We start from the raw sequence: 25,423 nt of genomic DNA, 5'->3' as shown, positions 1-25,423 counted from the left end.
CATTGCCAGGACAATGTATGAGTTTACACAGATTAACTTTGTCAAGCATTTTCAATCCTTGGGATGGCAAGTCACTAACTTTGATGAATAAGCAAATCAGTTTTGCCTACTGCTGTACGATTTTTTGCGGTAATTTGAAAATAGCAGAGCAACTCAGTCATTCTCAGTCTTTAAGTCAGTGATGCTTCAAGTTTGATAAGAACATACCAATATTTCATACAGGAGAAAAATCATGGTACAAGCTTTTGATAAGATCAGTCGGCTTTTACGTTTAGCTATTGCTGTGATTGATAATCCTAGACCGGAAAATACGGAAACTTGCCAAAGTAGCAAAGACTCAAATTACAACACAGAAATTCTCGCCCATCGTCAAACAGTTGAACGCATCCGCAAAGTTCATGCCGATTACCAACTTCGAGGTTGGATACGTTAAGATGTTCACTATTTTGAGTTAGAACAGCACAACTCACGAAACAGCACTGTGCAATCAGTAGCAAAGTTTTCAGGGTCACAAGGCAGAAGCTTGTTCAGATGACGGATGCTTTAAACTGCATCCGTTATCTTTGAAGATTCAACCTTATAAAAACAGAAACGGTGGTTTTTACCAGATAAACTGGAGATTTTGAAACCATGCTGAACTTTGCATAATTCCAAATAGTCAACGTAAAAATTTTAATAAAATGACTTCGACTGCACCTTTCCCTAAATTTCGCACTAAAAACTGTTCAATGAAAAGTTTAAATTCCTTGCCATCCATCGACCCTGCAAGCGTCATTAATCCTACTACTTTTTCTAAGCTGATTGCTCCGAAAACTGTGTTCGATGTATGTGGTGGTGTCACACACATAGCAGGTTCGTGGCTCTGTTTAGGCTGGCAATTTGTTCAAATCCTGTTAAACCAAAGCGTAATCAATCATGACTTTAGATTCAAAACGCTTGTTTATAGCTGAATATGTGATTTTATCTTCTAATGTTGAAACCGTTCACTGTCCGAATAATTGCCGTCAATTATTAATTTTTTTTAGCCTAGAAAACCTGTATCAGCAAGCTGTCTCATCAAAATAGCTTTGACTGTGTTAAGAAATAAAACACTAGAGAATAGAAGATTGTGGCTTGGGATACAAATATAAGCAGTAACATCTAACCTTCTTTCATTTGTTTCTGAATTCGGAGGTTTTCCTATGGCGATCGAACTTTCAAGTCTAACGTTTACCAACCAAGCTGATGTTGTCCCAGCGTCAGGGGTGGATGCAATAGTCAATACTGGCCTCGCCAATACTCTTGGTGGCAACGACATAATCACGGGTACTATCACAGGCTCTGATCTCTACGGCATCTTCAACTCTGGCATCATCAATACTGGTGCTGGTCACGACATAATCATTTCTAAGGGTGACATCTACAACTCTGGCACCATCAATACTGATGATGGTAACGACATAATCATTGGTACTAGCCAAGCAAGCAACGGCATCTTTATCTCACTCGGCACCATCAATACTGGTGATGGTAACGACGAAATCACTGGTACTGCTCTCCATTCTGGCATAAATGTAAACTATCAGAGTATCATTGATACTGGAAATGGCAGCGACACAATCACTGGTACTGGCGGTTATGGTCTCGAAAACTATTTCATCATCAATACTGGCGATGGTAATGATAAAATCACTGGCAATGGCACTTTCTCAGGTGGCTACGGCATCGTTAACGTCGGTACGATGGATACTGGTGCTGGTAAGGACGAAATCACTGGCACGATCGCTGACGGCTGGGCTATCTACAACTATTCCGGCAGCACTATCGATACTGGCGATGGTAACGACAAAATAACTGGCACTGGCACTATTGGCATCTACAATAACGGCATCATCAAAACTGGAAATGGTGAAGACTCCATCATTGTTGAGGGAGGTTTTAATGGCACTGGTAGTGTATTTCTAGGAAATGGTAAAGACTATCTCAAGGGTTTTGGTAGCGGTAATTTCGATGGTGGAAACGGTAAAGACGCATTGGAATTAACGTCAGGAAGTTATACCGTTGGAATATCGGGAGCAGCGGTAAACTTCACCAAGGATAGCATTATCATGAATACTTTTGGGTTTGAAGAACTCATAGCTGGTAACACAAACTATGACTTTAGTCGTTTAACCAATGGTCAAACAATTGTTGTCGCTTAGCAGTGTATTTGAGAGGTAGAGGGCAGCGAGCTAACAAAAAAGTTTGGCTGTCCTAAAATACCCTTTTCTCCAGCTTTCTCAAAGAATAGAAGATTTGTCTGAGGCAGCACTTGCATCACTCACTCTTGATGAATTGGCTATAAGTGATTAAAAACTAACTAAACTTAAACTTATGAAGAAAAACTTGTTAATATCTGTTATTATTTCATCTCTTTTTATCGTGACCCTTCCTGCTAAAGCAGTTGAAACTAGGTGCGGGTGGTTGTACAATCCCACGCCTCGAAATTGGTATTTAATAGACAAAGATGGTAGCTGGATTATCTCGCGACAAGGGGGGTATGAAGCTAAAGGAATGGACGATAATCTTCCTACTAATGAGAAAGAGTACGTCAAAACGAATGGTTATTATGGGTATGGTTGTGCTTGTATGGATGTGGTGACAGATAAAGATCGATCGAGAATTAGCGAAATTCGAGGCGGCGAATCATTACCGCTCTCAACCTGTCGCGAAGATCCGAACTTGCCAAAAATTCCTTAGTTTCAGTCAGCACCAACTGTACAATTACAGTAAAACTGACGAACCACCGCCACCATGACCGACTCGATCGCCACCCAACTCAAACAAGCTTCCGAGGGCTTACTCTTCCTCAGCGAAACCGATTCTCCCTTTGAAGTCGTTACCTGGCCCGCACAAGGAGAACTCACCCCGACGAAGTTGCTGCAACTGACGAATCATCCACCCAATGCTTCTGTAGAAATAGTAAGTGTGGACGAGTTCTTCAATACCCCCACTGCTGAAGAAGATTGGCACGACCAGGAGGAACGGGAAACGGCGGAGCGCTTTCAGAACTTGGTGAGCATCCTAAAGCAAAACCTTTCCCAGTTGCAGATTTACCGAGTTGGCAGCATTGAGATTGATGTCTACATCATTGGAGTGACGGACGGTGGCGGATTGGCGGGGCTGTCTACGAAACTGGTGGAGACTTGATTGCAACAGACAGGGTGAACTATGATTGTTTGTTAATCATTGAGTTACATAATAACCATAATTAGAGTTAAAAAGAGAAGTTGTAGTATGAACACTCCCGGCAAAGCATTTAGTTGGCTTGTTTCTATTTACTGTTTTGGTATGCTAGTAGCATCTTTATTCCTATCATACACAGAGAAAAAGCCCTACCAAATAGCTGCTATAGCTTCCTTTCTTATGTTCCTAATTGTTTTTCCTCCCCTCTGGTCTTTCCTTGATCGAGAATATAATGTCAGAGTTAACTGGTTAATCAAGTCATTTTTATGGATTTGTTGTTACGGATTCCTAATGGCGAATGTTAATGCAGTTGGTTAAAAGTCTCAAGCAAAAAAGTAAGTTTTTTATTTTTTTTACTGACCATCCACTTTTCTTTCAAGAACTTGCTGAACCTGGGGCGACAGATTAGATAAAAAGTTAAGCCCTGTTTCCTTCTCAACTCTTGCCACGGAAACTCGAAAGCTTTTCCATCCCTTGCCCTTGACGTTGGCATCATTAGGCATCATCACAGCGATCGTCCTGGTATTTGCGCCAATTCCCTGCATCCCCAATCCCTGTTTATCGAGAACTACGATGATTTTCCAATTCTTAGCCGGCACTGCAATCTTTTCCTTTTTGCCAATGCTGCCTTTCCTCCCCACGGGCCCAGCTACGATGTAAAGTTCCTTGCCTTGCTGCACTAATTCTCGACAATACTCTTCCAAATCTCCCCAAACACCTCGGTTGAGTTCTGGGACTTGGGGCATCATATTGGTCATCAGGAAAGTAGCGGTGTTATCGGCTTCGTTGCGGGTGCGATCGGAACTGGGTGCAATGTGTCCTCGGTCGTAGCCACTTCCCATGTAATCGTTAGGACGGACTTTGTACCAAGCCTCCGGGATGGCATCGTCGGGTCTGAAATCATTTTTGCGATCGGCGCTTCCAATCCAAGAGCGGTTCAGTTGCCACGATACCCAATTGGCGGTCTTAGTTTTGCTGTTATAGGAAAGCACGTACTGGGGCTTCACCATTAAATAGTTGTCGATACTGGCAACACTGGGAGCTGCATTGCTGGGATTGCCCAGGAGTAAGTTGCGGTTGTTGGTTGCCGAAGCGATCGGTGGCTGCGCTGTGGGTTTCTGCGCTCTTGGTTTCTCACGACCAATTTGAGGAAGCCGAGACGGTGGCGATGGCGCATTTAGATCGCAGCCGCTAAGAATCCCTATCAAAATCAGAGCGATCGTCCCGCGTTGCCACAATTTCCTCACTGTCAGCCACTCCTATTTTCATCGTTTATGCCAAGCTTATCACTGCATAATCCAATGAATGCAGCTCTTAGTGTTGCCAGCACCAACGCCCACAGCATCACTAACACCACAAACTGCATTGCCCACCGCAACATCGCAGCCGGAAGTATCTGCACCAGAACCCGTTTTCATTAAATCAAAGGAGCCCAGCCTGATGAGCAAACTGCAAGCACCCGATAAAGAAGCGACGGTCAGGTTTACTGTAGATATGTCCGAAACTCTGCACCGCAAGCTGTCGGTGCTGGTAGCTAGGACGGGGCGCAAGAAAGTGGATATTGGACGATCGCTGTACTCGGAAGGTGGCGATCGCTCGGAGGAACTGACTGGGTTAAGAAACAGAAGTTTTCCCAACGAGGGGGGAGCTTGCAATGAAAACCTGGTATCTCTTGAACTTTGATGATCGCCCGTTTCCATTTAATTAGTTTTCCCAACGAGTGGGGAGTATTTAGCGTTAACTTCCGTGGCTGCGAGCTGTTGTTTCCATTCAACCAGTTTTAAAAGATTTAGGTTTGCAGAATTCTGAGATTGTCAAAACAGCGGACGATTGGGTTTTGGTGACTCCCAAATAAGCGATCGTGTCTGCTCCAATTCTCGTAGGGGCGAGTTTCATCAACCCTCTATGTCAGAAACCAACAATATAATAAACCTGCCCCAATCATGGGGCTTTTTTTTGTGCTTGTTAATTCTTCGCAATTCGGATTAATTGCAGAAATTTGAGTTGTAAAAGTTTGTCTTTAGAGTGTTCCAGAGGTTGAAAATTTAGAGCTTTTGGCACTACAGAAGGCTCTGCTTTTTTAATTTTTGTTTGCGGTGTCGTGTGAAGTCGAAGCCTCCTTCGATTCCGCATTAATAGAAGACTTCGACACACTTTGTCTTAGCTATGTATTTCTAGCAAGTGACAAGTTAACTTGCTAGACAGTGCCGTAACCCTTCGGCTGGGGGATAGGACGATGCCTTAAAGACGTTATTCTATGCGGTAGAGGCGTCCCCTAAAGGCATCCCCCCAAAACTAGGCTATTAGAAATCTAGTCTTTTGTCAACAGCTATTTATGGTTGCCCTTAAACTGTCGCATTAATAGAAGACTTCCACTAATTTTGTTTTAGCGTTTCCATTCAATTAGTTTCCCCACCGAGTGGGGAGGCAAAAAGTTGAAGATGTAGGACTTTCTCTACTTTCGTTTGCATTCAATTAGTTTTCCCAACAAGTAGGGAGTGTATCAGAGACAAAGAGAATTATATCCAAAACTACCGTTTGCATTCAATTAGTTTCCCCAACAAGTAGGGAGAATTAATTGTGCAAGGGAAGAAAGAAAGGTTTTAGAATTCTAGTTTCCATTCAATTAGTTTCCCCAACAAGTAGGGAGTTCTGATAAATGTTTAATGCCTGAGAGGAAGTAAGTAGTTTCCATTCAATTAGTTTCCCCAACAAGTAGGGAGTCTAATATTGAACCTCTAAAGTCATTAGTAAAATTAGTAGAGTTTCCATTCAATTAGTTTCCCCAACAAGTAGGGAGTTTGGAACGAGAGCGACACGCCACACCCGGAAATTGGTTTCCATTCAATTAGTTTCCCCAACAAGTAGGGAGGCCAAACAGAACAAACCTTTTGGTCTGACGGTAGAGGAGCTAGCCTAGTTTCCATTCAATTAGTTTCCCCAACAAGTAGGGAGCTGATTACGTAAAAGCACAAGCCCAAGCTAAATTATGGTTTCCATTCAATTAGTTTCCCCAACAAGTAGGGAGAGTCTAGTCAAAAGGATCGTGACAGCGGTTGACAGTTTCCATTCAATTAGTTTCCCCAACAAGTAGGGAGTTCATCCAATAACGCCGCTGTAAATTCAATTGCTCTTGATTCAAGCAAGTTTCCATTCAATTAGTTTCCCCAACAAGTAGGGAGTTACAACAATCAAGTTGACGAACTTCGCACGGAAATAGAGTTTCCATTCAATTAGTTTCCCCAACAAGTAGGGAGAAGCGAAGGATTTTTATGTATCGTATTCCTCAGTTGTTTCCATTCAATTAGTTTCCCCAACAAGTAGGGAGAGTATTTCTTCCCTAGGCTTACCAACGGCACGATGAGTTTCCATTCAATTAGTTTCCCCAACAAGTAGGGAGGCGAGCAAGCCGGCAATACCACACCCTGAATCTAGTTTCCATTCAATTAGTTTCCCCAACAAGTAGGGAGGTAAATTTGTGACTGATGACTTCGTTGCTCTGTTGGTAGAAGACGGTCATAAGTTTCCATTCAATTAGTTTCCCCAACAAGTAGGGAGTCTTAATGTTGTGAGCTGTTGATAGTTATAAGAACAGTTTAAGTTTCCATTCAATTAGTTTCCCCAACAAGTAGGGAGCCGACAGAGATCATGTAAGTTTTCTACTTGATAGGTTTCCATTCAATTAGTTTCCCCAACAAGTAGGGAGTTCGCGTAGAAATTAGTGAAAATGAAACCAGTCTTAGTAAGTTTCCATTCAATTAGTTTCCCCAACAAGTAGGGAGGCTCACGTATTCGGTCAATGGCTCCTGACTGAGAATTTTTTCGAGTTTCCATTCAATTAGTTTCCCCAACAAGTAGGGAGCATTAAAAAGCTTTACGAGAAACTATTTACTGCACGTCCGTTTCCATTCAATTAGTTTCCCCAACAAGTAGGGAGGTTGGAGATCTTTGCGGTAATAAATGAAACAATCTCGTCCAGCGTTTCCATTCAATTAGTTTCCCCAACAAGTAGGGAGTAAAATATTTGCGCCCAGGATATCCAGATGGCTCAAGCGTTTCCATTCAATTAGTTTCCCCAACAAGTAGGGAGAATCCAGAATCAAAAACTGAGAGAGCAAGTGTTAGACGCATCAGCTAAGTTTCCATTCAATTAGTTTCCCCAACAAGTAGGGAGGACTAAGAATAAAAAATCGAAAGTTCAGGAATTGGAAGCTTTGGTTTCCATTCAATTAGTTTCCCCAACAAGTAGGGAGTTGATTCTCATGTAACTGAACGTCTTATTGTATCACAAGTTTCCATTCAATTAGTTTCCCCAACAAGTAGGGAGCGTGAGTGTTTCTTCTAAGTTCTTCTATCGCCAGCGTTTCCATTCAATTAGTTTCCCCAACAAGTAGGGAGACGATGTACTTACAAAATTCGTAAGTCACTGTAAAGTTTCCATTCAATTAGTTTCCCCAACAAGTAGGGAGACAAGACGAAGATTTCAAGTTACCAGTACATTTTGTGTTTCCATTCAATTAGTTTCCCCAACAAGTAGGGAGCCCTGTCAAGGTAGATGAAAATGGCTGTACTTATTTAGCGTTTCCATTCAATTAGTTTCCCCAACAAGTAGGGAGCCGCAATTGTCAAGCGTTACTTAGACCTTGTACTGTTTCCATTCAATTAGTTTCCCCAACAAGTAGGGAGCGAACGAGGGTTTTTTACGTAAGCTTCTATCTTTTTTAGTTTCCATTCAATTAGTTTCCCCAACAAGTAGGGAGGCGATATCAATTTTCTTCCAAATCTGCTCTCGCAAGAAGAACTTTCGTTTCCATTCAATTAGTTTCCCCAACAAGTAGGGAGCTTTTCGGGAATACTGGAACACGAAAGTAGAAATCAACGGAGAAGTTTCCATTCAATTAGTTTCCCCAACAAGTAGGGAGAGCGTAAATTTGCGATTTTTCTGTTATGCTACCGAAAACCAAGTTTCCATTCAATTAGTTTCCCCAACAAGTAGGGAGTCCTCTATGATACACCCAAGACAGCGCAAGGTGTCTAGAGGCTATTTGCGAGGGTCAGGTATTTTTTGTGAAACTTAAACCTGTGTTCGCTCAAAATAATCCCTGAAACCCTTACCCAGTAATGCTGCGAGGCTCAGGACGGAAAAAGGTCGTTTGAGTGAATTTACTGCCAGCCTCGCAGCATTAGCTAAATAATCACTGACCCCGGTGCTTTTGTCACTGGCGCTCCCACTCCCAAAACCTCCACCTGTCCCAAAGTATGACTTGAATTGCATAAATCGGAGTTACGCACAGGTGGTCAGAAATCGGGTTTTTGTGAGAATACTCGTTCTAGTCGTAGAAACCCTGACCCCCGGTTCTTTGGTTGTGATGCGTCAATCCCGGTAAGGTGATTTAAGTTTAGAGATTGTTAGGGGAGGTTGTTAGGGGCGATCACTTTTTCTAACTCCTTATGTACTTGGAACATCAAACTGGCTTCTTTTAATGGGCATTCTATCGATAAGTCAAAACTTTGACCAGATATAAAATTTAAACAGCTTAGTACCCTTTTTTCCCAGTCTTTTGGATTTTTAGTGTTCCAAGCTGCAAAAAGCTCTAATTCTTCTAAGCCTAGTAATTGATGAAAAGTAGAATTTCTTTCTTCTTTTGTTATTTTAGCAACTGTTTTTATGTCAGAATTGTTATGCCACTTTCCTGGCGAATGAGATGCTTTAAGTAATTCAAAAAGTGGTTCGCCGAACAATCCAACATTAGAGTATGTTTTATTGGAAAAGCGCTCAAACCAGTAATTTAACTCTGGTGACATATTTATATTCTCCTTATGAAAATATAGTGTTCTTGGTTGGTTTGGATTAGAATTTCTAATCTGCGCTTTATATTTCCATACCGCCCATTCTCGAATTAAACCTTCTACTGCACGAAAACTGTGAAACATAGCTTCAACAGTGTTCTTTTGCTGAAGTCGAACTACTGCTAAATAACCCTCTTCATAAGCAGTCCACCACCAGTTTTTTTGTAGAGTGCGATCGTTAATTTTTTTAACAAGATTGCCATCGGGATGCTGCAAAAGCGTTTTAACAAACTCATCAAATTTGGCAAAATTCCATTGAATCGCCACGTCGAGCAAAATCTTAGTTTCAGAATTTAAGTAATCATTGATTAATAATTTTACTCCTGCATAGTCATGGTTTTTGAGTAGGGCTTTAGCCTGTTCAAACTTAATTCCTTTGAGATATTGAGAACTCTCAATCGGAGGGAGAGGCTTCTTTTCATACTCATTACTGACCAAAAATTTAACTCGTTCTCCGAATCTGGCGAGACTCATAAACTGAACAGCCGAAGAAATTGCAGGAGTACCTGCCTGATGGCTGACATAGACCGTATCAGGTTCAAGTTTAATCTCTTCACTAAATGCAGTGCGGACAATTTCTAGCACATGATCCCAGTCATCTAAACCTGGTTTGTTTATCTCAGGAGATAGATAGATAGGAATCAGTTCAACATTATGAAACTCCTCCTGCTCCTCAAAATAGCGTTTAAAAATTGGCTGTAACTCACAGGTATCTTGCCAATAAGGACACCTACGATCTTCTCGCTCTTCATTAAATTTCTCAGTTTGATCCGTTACCAAAAGATAAATTTTAGTAATTCTCTTACTCTGTAATTGAGTGGTGAACTGACGCAGTAATGGAAACTCCAAATATTGCCAAACTTCCTCTCCCTGGGATTCATAAACTTTGCCTAAGACTCTAGGTGCAACCCGGTAAGGTTCGTCGCTATCTTCAAGAATCTGTGTTGGCTTGAATGGTAAGTTCTCACAATTTCTTTTAACAGACGATCGATCGTACCAATCATGCCAAGACTCATCACTTTGTAATTGTACATCGCTACTGCCGGTTGTAACTATCCAAATATTCATGGTTGCCCCTCTTACCAAAGTTGGATAAAGTCGCTAGACTCTTTAAGAAACTTGAGAAAATCTTCAGTTTTTTTGACTTCTTCTTCGTTGCCAGAGCGGTTAGGGAATATTGTCAGCAGTTCAACGTACTCTCCCGTTTTAATAAATTCCTCACCTCGTTTTCGATAACGGGGATACATCCGATGCCAAATCCGTCCGATTTGCGTTTGTGGCTGGCGCTCCTTATTGCTTGACCAACCCGTGAGTTCAGACGCTTTTATCGATTGTTCACCTTGATAAGCTCGATGAAACCAGGCGAGCGCATGGCAATCATTTGCACGTTTAGCAATACGCCCCCAAACTTCTACATTTCCTTTTCGCCATGCTTCTCGAATATTATCAGTAGGTGGATTAATGGGGTAACTACTTTTTTTCAAGAAGTCTAAAGCTTTCTTCTCTACAAGTTTTTGCGTTTTATCATACAGACCGTCCAGAAACTTTGTCACATCTTCCAAACTTTCTACAGGAACATACCAAGATTTAGATAAGTCGGTAAATTTCCAATGACAGCCAATCATCGGGTTAATATTTTTTCTTTGGAAAGCGGTTAAATATCGTGGAAATTCCGAAGAATGAGAAAATAATCGGTGATCAACTCTACGCCAAGACTTACCAAATCCACCTAACAACATCGTAAACTTGACGAGTTGCATTATCCAAAGACGTAAATTTTTGCGACTCGGCTCTAAAACCTCTTGCATAATTAAGAGATTAAGCGATGAATCTCCTGTTTCATAAATAGGCATTTCTATGTCCTTAACATTATCTGTATAGACATAAATATCCTCAAATAAATCTTCCGAATTGAACGCAATACCGAGCAATCCAATAATTGCATTTTTGCCTTCAAAGCCACCCCAAAACTGTTTTGTCAATCGCTCCGCTGTCTCCTCATCAGTTATACCAGTAAACAATCGGCGCGTATGACCGCGCAAAGCAGCTTTAAAGACATTAGGACGAAATTCTCCTACATTGTTAATTCGTTTAGAAGTTAACCCCTCTCCTTGCAAACCAATATCTAACAATTTGTTTGTTTTGTGTATCTTAATTTGACCATATCCAGCACTGACTCTAGAGCCAATTCCCCGTTCTATTGCAATTTGCCAAATTTCCCAAATACGGTTCCACTCTGGATCGTTCTCGGTAATTTTTGTACAGGAAATTCCAAAAACAAATGTTGGCTTGTAAAGCGAAATTTGAACTAAGGCACTATGACTTGATTGATCCTTAACCTGCCAATCTTCTTGGGGATGAACTACATCTACCAGGGAACTATTCAACCATTCAGCATTTTTAGGATAGCCACCATGAAATCGGAGAATCCCCGGATGCAGTTCAACATCCTGATGTGGACTGCCACAGTACCTCAACTTTTCTCCTGGGGATGTGCAAGCCCTGCGAAAAGATCCTTTCATACTGGAACCAGGGAAATAAGCCCATCCTCTTTCTCCAATAACTGGACGAATTATTCCCCCATCCTGTCCGCTGTTTGTTACCATTCGCCAAGTGAAAGTGTATTCTCTTGTCTGAGTATATTTGCCAAAAGTCGGTACATCATTAGCATCACAAGCTTTCTCCCATTGATCTACCCAATCATAGGCTTGTTGTTGTGGTTGCCTCGTTTTTTTGAGATTTTCTAGTTTCTGAATTTGCGATCGCCCAGCTACTTGAGCTTGAAACATCAGTGGAATGTAATCACTATCTGGCATCTGTTGAACCTCCTATTTCGTTCCTAGGCTTCTTGTAACGCTGCGTCCACCAAACTAAACTGTCGCAAAGTTCTGTAAGCACTGACAGTGCTATTTTCCGTTGCTTATTACATTGCTCAATATCTTGGTCTGGATTAACCTCCTCATTGGGAAGATCGAAAGCCCAGAGTTTGTCTGTCATTGCTTTAATAGCAGCAGTATTATTTGGATCAACTCGATCGTTAGGAAGGGTGATGCCTGCGTCCTTCATGATTTTGCAGAGGGTTGTCCAGGTTTCTCTCCAGAAATCTGCTTTATCCCGGCTTTCTCGCTGTAGGCGCAGATGTTCTCCCCAAAAGCGTTCCAGCCCATAGGCAGTAGCCATCCGCATTTTGTGGCTTTCACCTAATACATCTTTTTTATCCCGGAACTTCAGAACTAAATCGTGGGCTAGGCGATCGATTTCATACGGTTTCAAACTCATGCTTTCATCTCCTGCTGCTCAGTTTTATTGGGTGTAATACCCTTAAGTGTAATTTCACAATTGCCAAAGCCGATCGACTCCAAGCCGCCCAGATATATTCCACTGCTCTCGGTACCATTATCAAATGGTTGCCAAGATTTCGTTACGATATTGCGGATAGCAACGGGAAACACCATAATTGTGCCTTCAGGTAAGGCTTCGGTATTAAAAAAGCCCCCTTTATCAACACGTTTCTCATCATCTTTCAACCGTACTCGACTCTGACGATAAAGTGCCATATCGTGAATCATGCCAATCTCATCATCTGCAACTACCACGGCTGGTAATTCTTCACCCCGCGGGAACCAGGCAGACAGGTCGGTTTGACCTTTTGTTAATTCCAGAAAGCCAAAATTGAAGAATAGCTTCTTCTTCCCCTCAATGTTCAGAGTCTTTACGATTGAGGAACCAATATACTTATCCGGTACTTTGGCATTATTCAAAATTTTTTCACCGTTTTTATCCTTCAATTCGACTTTATCGCTCACCTTGACGAAATCTCCAGCAATGCGTTGATAGCGTTTCAGGAGCTTAGGACTGCTAACCCAGACAATCGGCTGTCCTGGACAAAAGACAGGTATCCATAACACAGAAGCATACTCAAATTTGACGATCGCTTCAGTTGTCGAATCTGAAAGTTCCGAATCGGCTGAAGTCCCATACCAAAAATTTTCGTCAATTTCTTTGGGAGGTTCAACATTTAACTCTTTAGCTTTTTTTTCCAACCAATTGAGTCTAGATAAACGGTTCTCTTTATCCCCATCTAGAACCTCAATAATTTCTCGTAATGATGAGTCAGGAATCTTTATCTTATTTTCGGCTAAGGATTTATTTAGTTCTTTATATAGTGCTTTTTCCAGCCACACTTGACGCTTTAAACGCATCTCTGAGCGAAAGCGACCTCGTATTGAGCTACCAGGAATGATACCTGTCCTAGTAAATTGATCGCGAAAAATCAGATTCAAATTACCGCTTTCTTCTCCGGCTGTAGCACCTACGTGCAATGGAGCCAAAGTGTCAATAATGCCATAGCCTTTTTGATACATTACACTACTCCTTGAATTTCAACTGGTAAACATAAACCACAACCAACTTTCTTGAGCAAAGATTCTTCAGGTGGCAATCCTTCTTTTTTCAGTAATCCTGCTTCAAACCAAGCACCTGGAAATTCCCACCAGGTTTTCTTAAGCGGTTGTTTGAACACATACACGCTACCTACTGGAACTGCATATCGCCCTCTCCCTAACTGTCCGCCTTTTCCTTGCCGTCCCCGTTCCGTTTTTCTGTTTCCCATACGATAGCGATAGGGTACTGCTTTATCTGTCAGCATTTTCAGTCCACACCTCGGAAACTCATTATGTTTAGGATAGCGGTAGGACAATTTATTAGAACCCCAAACCCCAGGAGTAATCAGCGCACAAGCACGTTTAATTTGGTTGTCTGGGTGAAGCAACTGATTGATCGTGCTATCTGGTGTGAGAGGATGACTAGCAATCTCCACCATGTGTCCTTCTCCACCAAAGCGATACCAACCATCAGGTAGTGCATGGGTAGATAAATAGACTAAACAATAGTCTTCGTCCATTTGAACAGCATTCTCTAGGAACAAACCGTCTCGCTCCATTACATGACGCTCATCATCTTTCATTTTGGGATGAAGAAATGAAACATATTCCCAAGGAACTTTTTTGGCTTCTTTGTTTGTACGGATCAGACGAGTTTTTCGCTTCCAGGAATCAATACTTTGCCAAAAACAGTCTGGCTCAATATCTTTCTTCTTTGGCTCTGAATTCCGTTGCCAGCATTGCTTGTCGTCCAGAAACCATTCGTCGTCCTCTTGTTTTTCAATTGAAATGACTCGATGTCTGGGTATCGGGACATAAAAGGTTTCAGGCGTATTACTCTCAGCCCAGAATGGACCTGCAACATATAACTTTTGAGCCAATTCAGTATGATGCGTGATACTTTGTTTTGTTGTATGATTTGTGCTGAAAAACAATCCTGATAAAGTTGCAGCATCAGGAGGAAATTTCGACCCGGAGCGCCCGACTAAGTTCTCCGGTGATAAAAACGCTCCGGCACTGCCATACATAAATCCCAAAGGTGAAACAGTAATTAGGTGTTGGAACATAGCTGCCATCCCACTTGAATTAGGTCATCAATCCATTGCACCACTGCAAGAGGTTTGTTATTTCCTGCAATGTACTCCCAACGCTTATCCTGTGAATTTTTCCGAATTTTGCTACCTGCGTTGTCAAAGTAGTAATCGAGAAATTCAATGGCGAGATAGTCATTAACTTTCAGTTTTTCGGTTTCAATGAGCCGAATTGCATGACGCGATTTCAGTTCTGCCCAATCGTTGTAGATGTGATTCCAGTTGGCTTGATTTCCTCTATTACCATCGCGATCGCAATACTTCGTCAGAATATCCAAATAATCCCAACGACAAGTCCACTCCACAAATTGACCGCTATTAAAAACTACTCGCATCGTAAGCCGATCGCGCCCTAAACTTTTTGCCCGTTTTTCCGCCTCCCGACAGTGCTGTAAAATATCTCGCTGTGGAACCTGATGCCCCGCCCAAACAAAACCTACACTATAGGTGAAACCCTGAGCCAGATTAAATTCCTGATTTATTTTGATTTGATGCTCTTTCCAGTGGTCTTCTAGCGTTAACAACCAATTTAAGACCTCTATCGGTTTCACTTTCTCAGGCTTTTCTTGTGTATCAGTTTTCTCACTGTAAAGCACTCCGAGAAAGTCATCGCCACCAGCATAAATGACACGCCCCTTACCTTCAGAAAATAGAAATTTGTTATCCTGAAAATCTTTCCCCCACTTCCTCATTAACTCAGTGAAGTGGTTGAGGTCATGTTCTTGCTTATTTTCATCACTTTCAGGGCGCGTGGCAAGTTCTTTAAGTTTATCTCCAACCTTGTCGCCATCGCCCATAAACCAGCCTGTCCAATACCCGGCTTCACGGTGAATATCTTTGAACTCTGGGTCATCTGGTTGTTTTTTGAGTTTCTCCATCCCGATAACATCAGCGATTTTGTCGTAGGTGACTAAACGCTTGACCAATTCGGGAATACTCAGACGTTCGTTGACAGCAATATATTTCCCAATACCATCAGGCTTAGATTTTTCATAGTCTCTCAACTTTTCCAGCGATAGATTTGGTTTCCCAACCCTGTAATCTGGGTCGTCCAGCAGCCAAGACAATCGGCGATAAAAAAGTTCTTGTGACTCCTGTTCCTGTTTTGTAAGCAATCGTCCTGGTTCGTCTGACTCTTTACCTAGTTGATGCCATGCGATCGCATCCGTCCCCGTCAAACTTGAACTATCACCAATCCAGTTGATAGCTGTCCAATCTCGTTTTAGCTTGCGAGTCTCCAAGTCATCCATTGCCTTTTTGATGGCTTCTTTTTCAGATTCACCGTATCCCCAAAAAATTTCCCAGGTATAGCTTCCCCATCGTTCCCACTCTCCTTTTTGTCTGCCTTTTTTATCTTCGGTTTGTGACCAGTAATATTGGTCTTTTGGGATGTCAAGATTATCTTCTATCCACTCGCGGCAAACCTTTAAGATTTCTTGCCATTCTTTTAAGAGAGTGTTTTGGACATCGTTGCGCTCAAATTTCCCTTTAACTAGAATTCGGTTTGGCATTCCTTCTGGTACATTAGGCAATCCAGGAGAAATCACCTTAAGTCCTAAAGGATCTGCTTTCTGTACGAGCTTAGAACTCAAAAAAGATAAAATCAGTGAGGCTCCATACAAATCTCGGAGTTTACGGGATTTCTCGATAAAGCCTTGAACCGGGGCAAACGTGATCGCAGTGTATGCAGACATAAATTCAATTTTAAGGCGGGCAATGCCCATCTGAATGCTGCTGGTAGTGTCCCCAGTCGCTAATTGCTTAAGTTCTACTCAACTCAATATATCAGCCGAGCCAGCTTCGAGTCTCGCAATTTACAATATTTATCAAATCTCTTGGAAAATCTACAGTTATTTAAATAAACGCTTTAAGGTTTTTCTATACTTTTGTGTCAATATTGTCTTTTACTTGACTTCTACACGCCTTACCCCCATCATGGCAAAAAAACCAACTCCTCACCCTTATGCCGACAAACTAACGTTCGATCGCATCATGCTCCTCATCGCCACATTGGTAAAGCATCCGGGCATCGGACACTCCGACACAGAAGCCTCCGACACTAAATATCACGACGCTTTGCTAGAAGTTCAATCTCAATTACAGAAAGTTGCCGAGTCCAGCAGCATCGAGTTTCCAGAAAACTATCCTGCAACTCCTACCATTCGCAAAGATTTAGAAACTTTGCGCCACTACGGAATCCTTGACAAACGAATGTATCGCTTCGGCTATTATCTCGGCACCGGTGCAATGAATCTAGACGAACTACTATTCGCATTTCAAGCGATAGCATCTCAAGCCAAATATCAAGGAAATCCTCAAGCCCGCCAAATTTGTGAAAAACTCACTAAACGGTTGCGCGGATTAGATATCGAGCTCAAAGGTCAATTGTTCTATCCCGTTCGCGAACAACTAAACCGTGCGATTATTTACACCGACCCTGTAGAAATGCTCGATCGCCAAGAATATCGGAATACCCTATTCCACAAACTAGACATCGTAGAAACAGCCATCGTGCGGGGTCAGGCGATCGAACTTTACCGCCAAAGCAATTATTACGGTAAAAGCCATCTCGGTTTCCGGCGAATCTGGCCTCTGCAACTGATTTATCACGACATCGCCTGGTACCTGATTTGCGAAAATTACGAAAACGGACACTTGACTGTAGAACGGGTGAATCGCTTTACCGACCACTGCAAGATTCTCGATGTAGAAGCGCGTGGTTTAGCCTCACAGCAACAAAGTCTGAAAAGAGCTCACAAATTGTTAAAAAATGGTTGGGGGCTGTTCTTGGGCAAGCCAGAACAACAGCAGGCTGAATTACAGGGTACGCTGAAGTTGGAAAAAGTGAAGGTGCGGTTTTTTGAGAAGGTAGTTGGATTTATTTTAGAGGGCGATCGGCGGCATCCGCGACAAAAAAAGATTAAGGAAGGGCCGAGGGATAGTTTTGGCAAAGTGCTTTATGTGGATTATCAGATCGATTTGCCCGATCGCTCTTTAAACGAATTCAGCCTTTGGGTGAACAAACATATGGAAAACGTACAAGTGCTTTCCCCGCCGAGTTTGGTAGAAAAACACCGACAAGCGGCGAGAGATTTAGCCGATCGGTACAGCTAACGTGACTTAAACAACAATCATTGCTAAGAATTGTATAATCCCTTGTAGGTAACACTCTCACGTCAACAAACAGGGGAAGTTGGCAGACAATACACCGATGAAATCAGCAAAACTGATAGCGCACCAGTCTTAGTAACGACACATTTATATTCCAGCAATTAGTTACGGTTGGCTGAAAAAGTTAGGCTAGCCGATATCAGTTTCTTGTTGCGACTAGACGATCGCACCAGTCAATTAGACCTAGAGCCGACATAGGATGTCATTTCAGGATGCCTTCATATACCAGCTCAAGTCTTAAACCGAAAAACACTATTGACTTTAGGAGACTAATCTAGCCAATATCGACGCACCTCGCTTGGTTCCTGTAACCCTTACAGTTTGGTTGAGGTGCGTCGATGCTTTGCAGGGATTGAGTTTGAGGCTGAGAGTTCGATGCTTTTTCTCGTTTAGCTGTGCTATATTTTAGCGGTGCGTCGATTTGATGGCTGAATCCCGCTCTGGGTATAGCCTCTGTGGCGAACTCTCCCCACTCGCTGGGGAAACAAATTGAATGGAAACAAAAACGTGAGTTTAAGGGATGTTTGCACGAATTGAACTCCCCACTCGCTGGGGAAACAAATTGAATGGAAACTCGCCCTGTTCCAGTCAAAGACTATGTAGAGTGAAAAAACTCCCCACTCGCTGGGGAAACAAATTGAATGGAAACATATTAATGCTGGGGGTAGAGATAATTGGATAAATAAAATCTCCCCACTCGCTGGGGAAACAAATTGAATGGAAACGTTTTCGGTTCGGTAACTTTCGACTCTTAGAGACTGCATAATTACTCCCCACTCGCTGGGGAAACAAATTGAATGGAAACGTGTTGTACAAGGTTCTCCATCCCCATGATAAAATCTCCCCACTCGCTGGGGAAACAAATTGAATGGAAACTACAACTCCATCTACAACGTCAGAACTCATTCTATTTACACTCCCCACTCGCTGGGGAAACAAATTGAATGGAAACTTTCTAATACAGCTGTAATACACTCACTAAGAGTTTGTAGACTCCCCACTCGCTGGGGAAACAAATTGAATGGAAACATTCTGGGGTTCATAAGAAAGTGATATACTACCTCCTCCCCACTCGCTGGGGAAACAAATTGAATGGAAACCAAAGTGTTTATCTGCGGTAGATACTCCAGTGTACAAAAACTCCCCACTCGCTGGGGAAACTAATTGAATGGAAACTCCAGGATTTTAAAGCCTGAATAAAAATTTTCTTTCACCTCCCCACTCGCTGGGGAAACTAATTGAATGGAAACATTATAAATGTCATACCTAAGACGAGAAATAGCGCTCCCCACTCGCTGGGGAAACTAATTGAATGGAAACTCTTTTTGACGCAAGACGGAACTGGAAGTCATTAAAAAAGCTCCCCACTCGCTGGGGAAACTAATTGAATGGAAACTGACTTATCCATGATCAAACTCCGGGATATTTACTCTCCCCACTCGCTGGGGAAACTAATTGAATGGAAACTACATCATCGCCAAAAATGACAGAATCATATGTTACCTCCCCACTCGCTGGGGAAACTAATTGAATGGAAACTTTAAGGATGAGTTTTTTCACAGCAACATCTCTTCTCCCCACTCGCTGGGGAAACTAATTGAATGGAAACGAAGTATAAGCAGGTTTGCCAAATAACAATTCTTGGACTCCCCACTCGCTGGGGAAACTAATTGAATGGAAACTAAATATTCCACTTGCCACTGGCATACCTAATATCAAGCTCCTCCCCACTCGCTGGGGAAACTAATTGAATGGAAACTGTATAAGGTGGCTGTCCATTTGCTACAAATATCGTAGCAACTCCCCACTCGCTGGGGAAACTAATTGAATGGAAACGTTCCAACTGGCTCTGTTCCTGGGGCAGCAGGCTGCAACAGACGCTCCCCACTCGCTGGGGAAACAAATTGAATGGAAACCCCTCAAAAATCCCGGATACTTTATCCCAAAGATGGGAAACTCCCCACTCGCTGGGGAAACAAATTGAATGGAAACAAAACGGTGTCGATATATGTTTTTGCGGTTTCTTTACTCCCCACTCGCTGGGGAAACAAATTGAATGGAAACAATAACTACGCAGTCCGTCCATTTCTTCCTTTGTACTCCCCACTCGCTGGGGAAACAAATTGAATGGAAACAGAAAGCCGCTCAGTAACAATCTCAACTTTTTTTTGTCTCCCCACTCGCTGGGGAAACAAATTGAATGGAAACGAGGTACCGTAAAGCCTTTGAAACGTAATATAAACTCCCCACTCGCTGGGGAAACAAATTGAATGGAAACGTTTTGAACTATTTCCAGAGACTCTTGTAGACTCCCCACTCGCTGGGGAAACAAATTGAATGGAAACATTTAAAAGAATACGTGGTCAAAAAGAGACACACGTAGCGCTCCCCACTCGCTGGGGAAACAAATTGAATGGAAACTGGTAGTCGCGACGGGTGCGGGTGGTGGCGGTTGCTTTGAGGCCCTCCCCACTCACTGGGGAAACTAATTGAATGGAAACATATCAACCTGATCGGCGTGATTGACGCGAGTTTGAGATTGCCTCCCACTCGCTGGGGAAACTAATTGAATGGAAAAACCCGCATAGCCTATGGTGGCAGTCCGGGTTTTTCTGTCTTCACTCGTTGACGGCAATTAAACAATGAGGCTAGAGAGTTTGTGATAGGTGCAACTCGACCAGGAAAATCTGAAAGGTTGGCGTTGACAACTCCCCAGGAGTGCGACAGATCGTAGAAGTAGATGAGGTGGCGGAGTCGGGGTCAGCTTGGACGTACACCTTTTTAGACTGCGCTACGGTGGATCGGTGCGATCGCAATTATCGGCGACGAGAAAAGGGCTATTTCCGCAGCGTTACTACAACACCCTAAAAGTCGGGGATTTAGAAGTGGGGAGGCGATCGCTAGTTTCAGCCTTATTTTGCTGCATCGTTGCATCGGATGGAGTCACAATTGTGGCAGACGATGAATCCGGTCGCGTATATTTCCTATGGCTAGAAGGGATACAGCCACTAACATAAATTTCTTACGCAGTTGTCGGCGAGGTGCAATTTGCAGAATTTAAGCGGGTTGTCGAGTGTTGCCTCGTCTTCTGTCTCTGACCTAGCTTTGCCAGTCTAATATTGAGCCGATCGAGCAGCAATTTCAATCCTTACTAGCGTCCCTGCCTAACTCATCCAAACTACCTCGTGCCAGACTTAAGAAAAGTAAGAGGAACTGGGAGCAAATCGTATGGATTTTAAAAAATGTGTGGCGATAGGTTTGTTACTGTTAGCAACAGGTTGCCTACCACAAAGGAACGAGCGACCCGTTTCAGAAAAAGAATTTGGTAAGGATTGGCCACTTACCGTACCCAGTGGCACCTTGGCTTGTGTTCTCCCTTATTGGCAAGATGTGCATTTCATTATCTTTATTTCTCCTGATGGCAAAGAATATACCCTTGAAGGCAAGAGCGAAACAAAGGGAAAATATCTCCCGATTTATTCAATTTTGAAACCTGCCTCCCAAAACCCACATTATAAATTTGTTGACCACAGGGTATTATCTGAGGAAGGTTTTAAATTGTGTTTTCAATAATTGCATCAAAAAATAAGCATTCGAGTCTTACAGCTTGGCGTTTAAAGCAGACTGTATAGAGCAAAAGGTGAAGAATAAAAACTTTGTTAGTTTATCGCAGACTTAAGAAAAGTAAGAGGATCTGGGAGACAAATCAAATGAACTGGAAAAAATATGCGGTAGTGTGTGGACTATTGCTGCTAACGACAGGTTGCACGACGGAAAAGAGGGAGCGGTTTATTTCAGAAAAAGAATTAGGTAAGGACTGGCCTTTTATTGTACCTAGTGGCACCCTGGTTTGTATTGTGACACCCGTGGAAAATCGGTCTATTTTCTTTATTTCTCCTGATGGCAAAAAATACGATCTTATGAGTGCAGAAGAATACCCTTCATTTTATTCAATTTTGCGACCTGCCCCCCAAAATCCCTCTTATTTTGTAAACCCTGGCTGGTTACTCAAAAAAGCAATGAAAGTGTGCCCGGAACCATTTTATCTAGCACCCCTATAACAGTTGCGGGGTACTAACCAAAATTGTTGAATTTAATTCCCAGAAATAATTGCGACCCAAGTTATCCCGACGTGTGCATCACGCCTGCACCACCGGATTTGAATTGTGGCGACATTTCTCATCGTCGCTTTCGCGTACTACAGCCAGATCCACATGGGTTTGATAGAGATAAGGACGGCATAGGTTGCGAGAGATAAAGGAAGCCACCATTTCTATAAACGGATAGGCGGGAAACTCAATTTTCCCAGTCTAGGGCTTGAACCTGGTACGACTCGCTCAGGATACTGCCGTCTCCTAATTTTTGCTGGCTTTTCCCATCAAACAAAAATTATTGTCACAATAAAAAGAATTCTACCGAGAGACAAAAGATATGACGCAATGCAAGGAAACAATGCGACGAATTGACATGGTAGCCCAGAATAATTTGACGGAACTGAATTTGTCGGGATACCACCAGGCAGACAAGTTTGGAACAAGGACATATCGGATAACTAAGTTTCCTGATGCTGTTCTTAAATTAACCAACTTAAAAGTTCTTAAGCTCAGTGACCATGAGATAACTGAAATCCCAGAAGAGATCGGGCAACTGTCCAATTTGACCAAGCTTCACCTTGGTAACAATAAGATAACCAAAATTCCAGAAGCAATAGGGCAACTGTCCAATTTGACCAAGCTTCACCTTGGTAACAATAAGATAACCAAAATTCCAGAGACAATCGGCGAACTATCCAATCTGACAAAGCTTTACCTCAATAACAATCAGATTACCTTCATCCCAGAAACCATCGGGCAACTGTCACATCTGACACTGCTTGACCTCAATATTAATCAGATTACCGAAATCCCAGAGGCACTCAGGCACTTGGTCAATCTGAGAGGGCTTGACCTTAGTTGGAATCAGATAATAAAAATCTCAGAGGCTGTTGGGCAACTATCCAATCTAACAAAGCTTTACCTCAGTAGCAATAAGATTACCTCCATCCCAGAGACTATAGGGCAACTGTCCAATCTGACACGGCTTTGCCTCGGTCACAACCAGATTACCTCCATCCCAGAGGCGATCGGGCAACTGACGAATCTGACAGGGCTTTACCTCTATAAAAATCAGATTACCTCCATCTCCCAGAAGATAGGGCAATTGTCCAATCTGACACTCCTTTACCTCGACAGCAATCAAATTACCTCTATCCCAGAGACTATAGGGCAACTGTCCAATCTGACAGTGCTTGACCTCCGTGACAATCAGATTACCTCCATCCCAGAGGAGCTCGGACACCTATCCAATCTGACAGTGCTTGACCTCCGCAACAATCAGATTACCTCTATCCCAGAAACCATCGGGCAACTGTTGAATCTGACAAATCTTTACTTCCGTAACAATCAGATTACGTCCATTCCAGCGGAACTCAGGCAACTGTCCAAGGTGAGATCGCTTGACCTCAGTAAGAATGAGATTGGCTCCATCCCAGAGGAGCTCGGACAACTATCGAATCTGACACAGCTTTACCTCAATGAGAATCAGATAACTAAAATCCCAGAGGCAATAGGGCAATTGTCGAATCTGAGATGGCTTGACCTGAGTGAAAATCAGATAACCAAAATCCCAGAGGCAATAGGGCAACTGTCCAATCTGAGAAAGCTTTACCTCAATAACAATCAGATAACTGAAATTCCAAAGGCACTCAGCCAACTGTCCAATCTGATCGAGGCTGACTTCGATAACAATCTAATTACTCACATCCTAGAGCCGATTAAGCTTGTATCATTGAGTACACAAGATTTATTTAGCCAGACAATTATTCCCCCAGAGTCACTTAAGGCTCAGTTTAATTGGCGAAAGGGTGAGTACCTTCATGCTTACTTGATGGAAAGTCTAGAAGGGTTCAACGAAGCGTGGGAAAAAGAGTAGGCACGATTTGCCCTAATTTAGATAACTAAGTTGGGAAATCTCCCAAAATATATTGGTATGAAGGTAGGTTAAGTGCAGACTCTCTAAGGTGTCTCAAGGGTGAGAGAATCTGCGATCATTGCAAATAGCTCAGGAAAATCAATTTCTTCATCTAGAATTTGAAACCCTTATAGCCATCAGGACATAAGCGTTTTCCCGCCTAACCTCCCCCTGCAAACTCAAGTACCTCACCCTGCACCCTGGGGCGATCGCCTTTTTTGACTTAGAATCGGATTTTGACTATTGCTTTTAACTGCTAGCAGCAGGCAAAGTGCCACAAACCATATTTACCCTTTCTCTTGTGTGCACTGCTGCAAAATAATGCTCTAGACTCACCGGGCGATCGGCACCGCAATACAGGGAAACCTTGAACTGGAAAAATAACTCAGGAGTTCTTTCACTATGAGAGAAAACAATATCGTAATGGTTGAATTCATCGGCAGACCATACTTGCATGATACCTGAGACTCTTGTCTGCCTCGTGCAAAAAGATGTTGAGGACTACTTCCTTAATATCCCCGAATCCTTCTTTTGTTTGAGTGGATTCGGAAAGTGCAAGCTTCCTTAAAGCCCATTCGCTGGTAAATATTTACCCCATCCGGCGCTGCCTGAAGGGTGGCAAAAGGCGCTCCTAGTTTCTTGGCATAACTGAGCGTATAATGTGTGATTGCCGAGCCGTAACCCTGATTTCTAAATTCTTGCAGCGTACTGATATCAAAGAGGCTTGCTGTCTGACCAAGCAAAAAGATTGAACTCGTACAAACAGGCTTATTATCGACATACCCCAGAAACAATCTCAAAGGACGATTCTCCAAATTATCCAACTCGCCCACCCGCCGATAAAATGGCATAACGAAGTCATCTGGTGGCTCGAAAAGTGAAGCGATAATCTTTCCAAACTCATTGATTTCTTTGAAAGAGGTTGCCATTCGGAACTTGAGATTAAGAGGATACTGAACGTCTTGTGGTAAATCATCAAGATTTGCAACCATACCCATATCCACTTCATCTTCGATAAATCCATACTCTTCTAAGGTGGAAAAGACATAAGCATCCCGAAATTCTTCACAAGTCCACCAAGCTGCTGGTAAACGAGCTGAATTAAACTCTTCGCACACCTTGGCAATAGTACGCTTTCCGTCTTCGCTATCGAATTTTTTACTGATAACGAGATTAAAAGTATCTGTCTTGTAGCCCGAATTAATGAGAACGTAACTTTCTGTTTGTTCAACTTTCATCTCTGGAACGAATTGGAGGGGAAAATAAATATTCTTGCCAATGGTTCCTGCCAAAACTAACTGGATTTGGTCGTGTATTCTAAATTCTTCCTCTATCATCTGCACCCTCTCCTTTCTGTCAATTTTATATACGGAACTGGGCCAGAGGTGTGAAAATGCCATTAGCCTTCACCCTACGAATGGAAGTGCGATCCGAGCCGTGACGACAGTTCCAGACGTGCGAGCCGTGGCTGCGGTGCAATTGTGCGAGCCGTTGCAGCCGTTCGATCGCCCAAAACGTAGAACCAATCTAGCAGAAGAATTGCTCGTTACTGACCAACCGAAAACCGCAGGCATTTCAGCCATTTGTTGCGCCGAGCCAGCTACCGACTTGAGGAAATTGGCGAAGCTCGATCGCCCTAACTGGTTGAGTCGAGGGGGGATATTATTCCCCGCCCCTCTCAGTTAGATCTGGGCGTGCGACTTTCACCGCACCCAG

21 protein-coding genes and 2 CRISPR repeat arrays are annotated in these 25,423 nt (G+C 42.7%); of the genes, 12 read left to right on the top strand and 9 right to left on the bottom strand.

Annotated features, from left to right (window positions below):
* The first annotated feature begins 232 nt into the window (after positions 1–232).
* The 4 genes from QUB25_RS24880 to QUB25_RS24865 all read left to right on the top strand — a co-directional run bounded on the left by QUB25_RS24880 (position 233) and on the right by QUB25_RS24865 (position 3,168).
* Positions 233–433, top strand: a complete 201-nt coding sequence (locus QUB25_RS24880; RefSeq protein ID WP_333187246.1) for a hypothetical protein — start codon at positions 233–235, stop codon at positions 431–433.
* Positions 434–1,181: 748 nt separating this feature from the next.
* Complete coding sequence (locus QUB25_RS24875) at positions 1,182–2,180, top strand: hypothetical protein (RefSeq protein WP_333187243.1); 999 nt, start codon at positions 1,182–1,184, stop codon at positions 2,178–2,180.
* A gap of 172 nt (positions 2,181–2,352) precedes the next feature.
* Positions 2,353–2,718: a DUF4087 domain-containing protein gene (locus QUB25_RS24870; RefSeq protein WP_333187240.1), complete on the top strand. Its 366-nt coding sequence runs from the start codon at positions 2,353–2,355 to the stop codon at positions 2,716–2,718.
* Between the two features lie 54 nt (positions 2,719–2,772).
* Positions 2,773–3,168, top strand: a complete 396-nt coding sequence (locus QUB25_RS24865; protein ID WP_333187238.1) for a nuclease A inhibitor family protein — start codon at positions 2,773–2,775, stop codon at positions 3,166–3,168.
* A gap of 389 nt (positions 3,169–3,557) precedes the next feature.
* Here the strand turns inward: QUB25_RS24865 and QUB25_RS24860 are convergent, their stop codons facing one another.
* Complete coding sequence (locus tag QUB25_RS24860; protein WP_333187234.1) at positions 3,558–4,451, bottom strand: DNA/RNA non-specific endonuclease; 894 nt, start codon at positions 4,449–4,451, stop codon at positions 3,558–3,560.
* A 58-nt stretch (positions 4,452–4,509) separates the two neighbouring features.
* Here QUB25_RS24860 and QUB25_RS24855 point away from each other — a divergent pair, with 58 nt between their 5' ends.
* On the top strand, positions 4,510–4,887 hold the full coding sequence (locus tag QUB25_RS24855) for a hypothetical protein (RefSeq protein WP_333187231.1): 378 nt from the start codon (positions 4,510–4,512) through the stop codon (positions 4,885–4,887).
* Between the two features lie 708 nt (positions 4,888–5,595).
* Positions 5,596–8,204: direct repeats of the CRISPR family, unit length 36 nt; unit sequence GTTTCCATTCAATTAGTTTCCCCAACAAGTAGGGAG.
* A gap of 409 nt (positions 8,205–8,613) precedes the next feature.
* On the opposite strand, the gene QUB25_RS24850 is transcribed toward QUB25_RS24855, so the two are convergent.
* The 6 genes from QUB25_RS24850 to QUB25_RS24825 are packed head-to-tail and all read right to left on the bottom strand — an operon-like array spanning position 8,614 to position 16,221.
* Complete coding sequence (locus tag QUB25_RS24850; RefSeq protein ID WP_333187228.1) at positions 8,614–10,122, bottom strand: hypothetical protein; 1,509 nt, start codon at positions 10,120–10,122, stop codon at positions 8,614–8,616.
* A gap of 11 nt (positions 10,123–10,133) precedes the next feature.
* The gene (locus QUB25_RS24845; protein WP_333187225.1) at positions 10,134–11,843 is read right to left on the bottom strand and encodes a hypothetical protein; all 1,710 of its coding nucleotides are present in this window, start codon (positions 11,841–11,843) and stop codon (positions 10,134–10,136) included.
* 16 nt (positions 11,844–11,859) lie between these two features.
* On the bottom strand, positions 11,860–12,333 hold the full coding sequence (locus QUB25_RS24840) for a hypothetical protein (RefSeq protein ID WP_333187223.1): 474 nt from the start codon (positions 12,331–12,333) through the stop codon (positions 11,860–11,862).
* Positions 12,330–13,418, bottom strand: coding sequence for an RAMP superfamily CRISPR-associated protein (locus tag QUB25_RS24835; protein WP_333187220.1), 1,089 nt, complete (start codon positions 13,416–13,418; stop codon positions 12,330–12,332). Before QUB25_RS24835 ends, QUB25_RS24840 begins: the two co-directional genes overlap by 4 nt.
* Positions 13,418–14,512, bottom strand: a complete 1,095-nt coding sequence (locus tag QUB25_RS24830) for a type III-B CRISPR module-associated Cmr3 family protein (protein WP_333187217.1) — start codon at positions 14,510–14,512, stop codon at positions 13,418–13,420. Before QUB25_RS24830 ends, QUB25_RS24835 begins: the two co-directional genes overlap by 1 nt.
* Positions 14,488–16,221 carry a Cas10/Cmr2 second palm domain-containing protein gene (locus QUB25_RS24825; protein ID WP_333187215.1) on the bottom strand — a complete coding sequence of 578 codons (1,734 nt, stop codon included), beginning with the start codon at positions 16,219–16,221 and terminating at the stop codon, positions 14,488–14,490. Before QUB25_RS24825 ends, QUB25_RS24830 begins: the two co-directional genes overlap by 25 nt.
* Before the next feature lie 241 nt (positions 16,222–16,462).
* On the opposite strand from QUB25_RS24825, the gene QUB25_RS24820 reads away from it, so the two are divergent.
* From QUB25_RS24820 to QUB25_RS24800, 6 genes are all read left to right on the top strand, one after another.
* Positions 16,463–17,641, top strand: coding sequence for a WYL domain-containing protein (locus tag QUB25_RS24820; RefSeq protein WP_333187211.1), 1,179 nt, complete (start codon positions 16,463–16,465; stop codon positions 17,639–17,641).
* Between the two features lie 522 nt (positions 17,642–18,163).
* Positions 18,164–20,276: direct repeats of the CRISPR family, unit length 36 nt; unit sequence CTCCCCACTCGCTGGGGAAACAAATTGAATGGAAAC.
* Between the two features lie 187 nt (positions 20,277–20,463).
* A complete protein-coding gene (locus QUB25_RS24815) occupies positions 20,464–20,715 on the top strand; it encodes a hypothetical protein (protein WP_333187209.1) in 252 nt (83 codons plus the stop codon).
* A gap of 211 nt (positions 20,716–20,926) precedes the next feature.
* Positions 20,927–21,271: a hypothetical protein gene (locus tag QUB25_RS24810; RefSeq protein ID WP_333187207.1), complete on the top strand. Its 345-nt coding sequence runs from the start codon at positions 20,927–20,929 to the stop codon at positions 21,269–21,271.
* Between the two features lie 137 nt (positions 21,272–21,408).
* A complete protein-coding gene (locus QUB25_RS24805) occupies positions 21,409–21,759 on the top strand; it encodes a hypothetical protein (RefSeq protein ID WP_333187205.1) in 351 nt (116 codons plus the stop codon).
* 71 nt (positions 21,760–21,830) lie between these two features.
* Positions 21,831–21,956: an excalibur calcium-binding domain-containing protein gene (locus tag QUB25_RS29900; RefSeq protein WP_445251984.1), complete on the top strand. Its 126-nt coding sequence runs from the start codon at positions 21,831–21,833 to the stop codon at positions 21,954–21,956.
* Positions 21,957–22,129: 173 nt separating this feature from the next.
* Positions 22,130–23,668 (top strand): leucine-rich repeat domain-containing protein, encoded by a 1,539-nt coding sequence (locus QUB25_RS24800; RefSeq protein WP_333187203.1) that lies wholly within the window; start codon positions 22,130–22,132, stop codon positions 23,666–23,668.
* Between the two features lie 288 nt (positions 23,669–23,956).
* Here the strand turns inward: QUB25_RS24800 and QUB25_RS24795 are convergent, their stop codons facing one another.
* Together QUB25_RS24795 and QUB25_RS24790 are read right to left on the bottom strand one after the other, a co-directional pair.
* Positions 23,957–24,163, bottom strand: a complete 207-nt coding sequence (locus QUB25_RS24795) for a hypothetical protein (protein WP_333187200.1) — start codon at positions 24,161–24,163, stop codon at positions 23,957–23,959.
* A 53-nt stretch (positions 24,164–24,216) separates the two neighbouring features.
* The gene (locus QUB25_RS24790; protein WP_333187198.1) at positions 24,217–25,044 is read right to left on the bottom strand and encodes a GNAT family N-acetyltransferase; all 828 of its coding nucleotides are present in this window, start codon (positions 25,042–25,044) and stop codon (positions 24,217–24,219) included.
* 100 nt (positions 25,045–25,144) lie between these two features.
* Here QUB25_RS24790 and QUB25_RS24785 point away from each other — a divergent pair, with 100 nt between their 5' ends.
* Positions 25,145–25,393 carry a hypothetical protein gene (locus QUB25_RS24785; RefSeq protein WP_333187195.1) on the top strand — a complete coding sequence of 83 codons (249 nt, stop codon included), beginning with the start codon at positions 25,145–25,147 and terminating at the stop codon, positions 25,391–25,393.
* Positions 25,394–25,423 lie beyond the last annotated feature (30 nt).

It is taken from the genome of Microcoleus sp. B3-D7 (genome assembly GCF_036705305.1).
Classification (GTDB): Bacteria; Cyanobacteriota; Cyanobacteriia; order Cyanobacteriales; family Microcoleaceae; genus Microcoleus.
This window is presented reverse-complemented; position numbering and strand designations above follow the sequence as displayed.

What these genes read in the sequence shown, in the direction of transcription:
- QUB25_RS24880 (WP_333187246.1), top strand. Translation starts at nt 233, where the DNA reads ATGGTACAAGCTTTTGATAAGATCAGTCGGCTTTTACGTTTAGCTATT.
- QUB25_RS24875 (WP_333187243.1), top strand. Translation starts at nt 1,182, where the DNA reads ATGGCGATCGAACTTTCAAGTCTAACGTTTACCAACCAAGCTGATGTT.
- QUB25_RS24870 (WP_333187240.1), top strand. Translation starts at nt 2,353, where the DNA reads ATGAAGAAAAACTTGTTAATATCTGTTATTATTTCATCTCTTTTTATC.
- QUB25_RS24865 (WP_333187238.1), top strand. Translation starts at nt 2,773, where the DNA reads ATGACCGACTCGATCGCCACCCAACTCAAACAAGCTTCCGAGGGCTTA.
- QUB25_RS24855 (WP_333187231.1), top strand. Translation starts at nt 4,510, where the DNA reads ATGCAGCTCTTAGTGTTGCCAGCACCAACGCCCACAGCATCACTAACA.
- QUB25_RS24850 (WP_333187228.1), bottom strand. Translation starts at nt 10,122, where the DNA reads ATGAATATTTGGATAGTTACAACCGGCAGTAGCGATGTACAATTACAA.
- QUB25_RS24845 (WP_333187225.1), bottom strand. Translation starts at nt 11,843, where the DNA reads ATGTTTCAAGCTCAAGTAGCTGGGCGATCGCAAATTCAGAAACTAGAA.
- QUB25_RS24840 (WP_333187223.1), bottom strand. Translation starts at nt 12,333, where the DNA reads ATGAGTTTGAAACCGTATGAAATCGATCGCCTAGCCCACGATTTAGTT.
- QUB25_RS24835 (WP_333187220.1), bottom strand. Translation starts at nt 13,418, where the DNA reads ATGTATCAAAAAGGCTATGGCATTATTGACACTTTGGCTCCATTGCAC.
- QUB25_RS24830 (WP_333187217.1), bottom strand. Translation starts at nt 14,512, where the DNA reads ATGGCAGCTATGTTCCAACACCTAATTACTGTTTCACCTTTGGGATTT.
- QUB25_RS24825 (WP_333187215.1), bottom strand. Translation starts at nt 16,221, where the DNA reads ATGTCTGCATACACTGCGATCACGTTTGCCCCGGTTCAAGGCTTTATC.
- QUB25_RS24820 (WP_333187211.1), top strand. Translation starts at nt 16,463, where the DNA reads ATGGCAAAAAAACCAACTCCTCACCCTTATGCCGACAAACTAACGTTC.
- QUB25_RS24810 (WP_333187207.1), top strand. Translation starts at nt 20,927, where the DNA reads ATGGATTTTAAAAAATGTGTGGCGATAGGTTTGTTACTGTTAGCAACA.
- QUB25_RS24805 (WP_333187205.1), top strand. Translation starts at nt 21,409, where the DNA reads ATGAACTGGAAAAAATATGCGGTAGTGTGTGGACTATTGCTGCTAACG.
- QUB25_RS24800 (WP_333187203.1), top strand. Translation starts at nt 22,130, where the DNA reads ATGACGCAATGCAAGGAAACAATGCGACGAATTGACATGGTAGCCCAG.
- QUB25_RS24795 (WP_333187200.1), bottom strand. Translation starts at nt 24,163, where the DNA reads ATGCAAGTATGGTCTGCCGATGAATTCAACCATTACGATATTGTTTTC.
- QUB25_RS24790 (WP_333187198.1), bottom strand. Translation starts at nt 25,044, where the DNA reads ATGATAGAGGAAGAATTTAGAATACACGACCAAATCCAGTTAGTTTTG.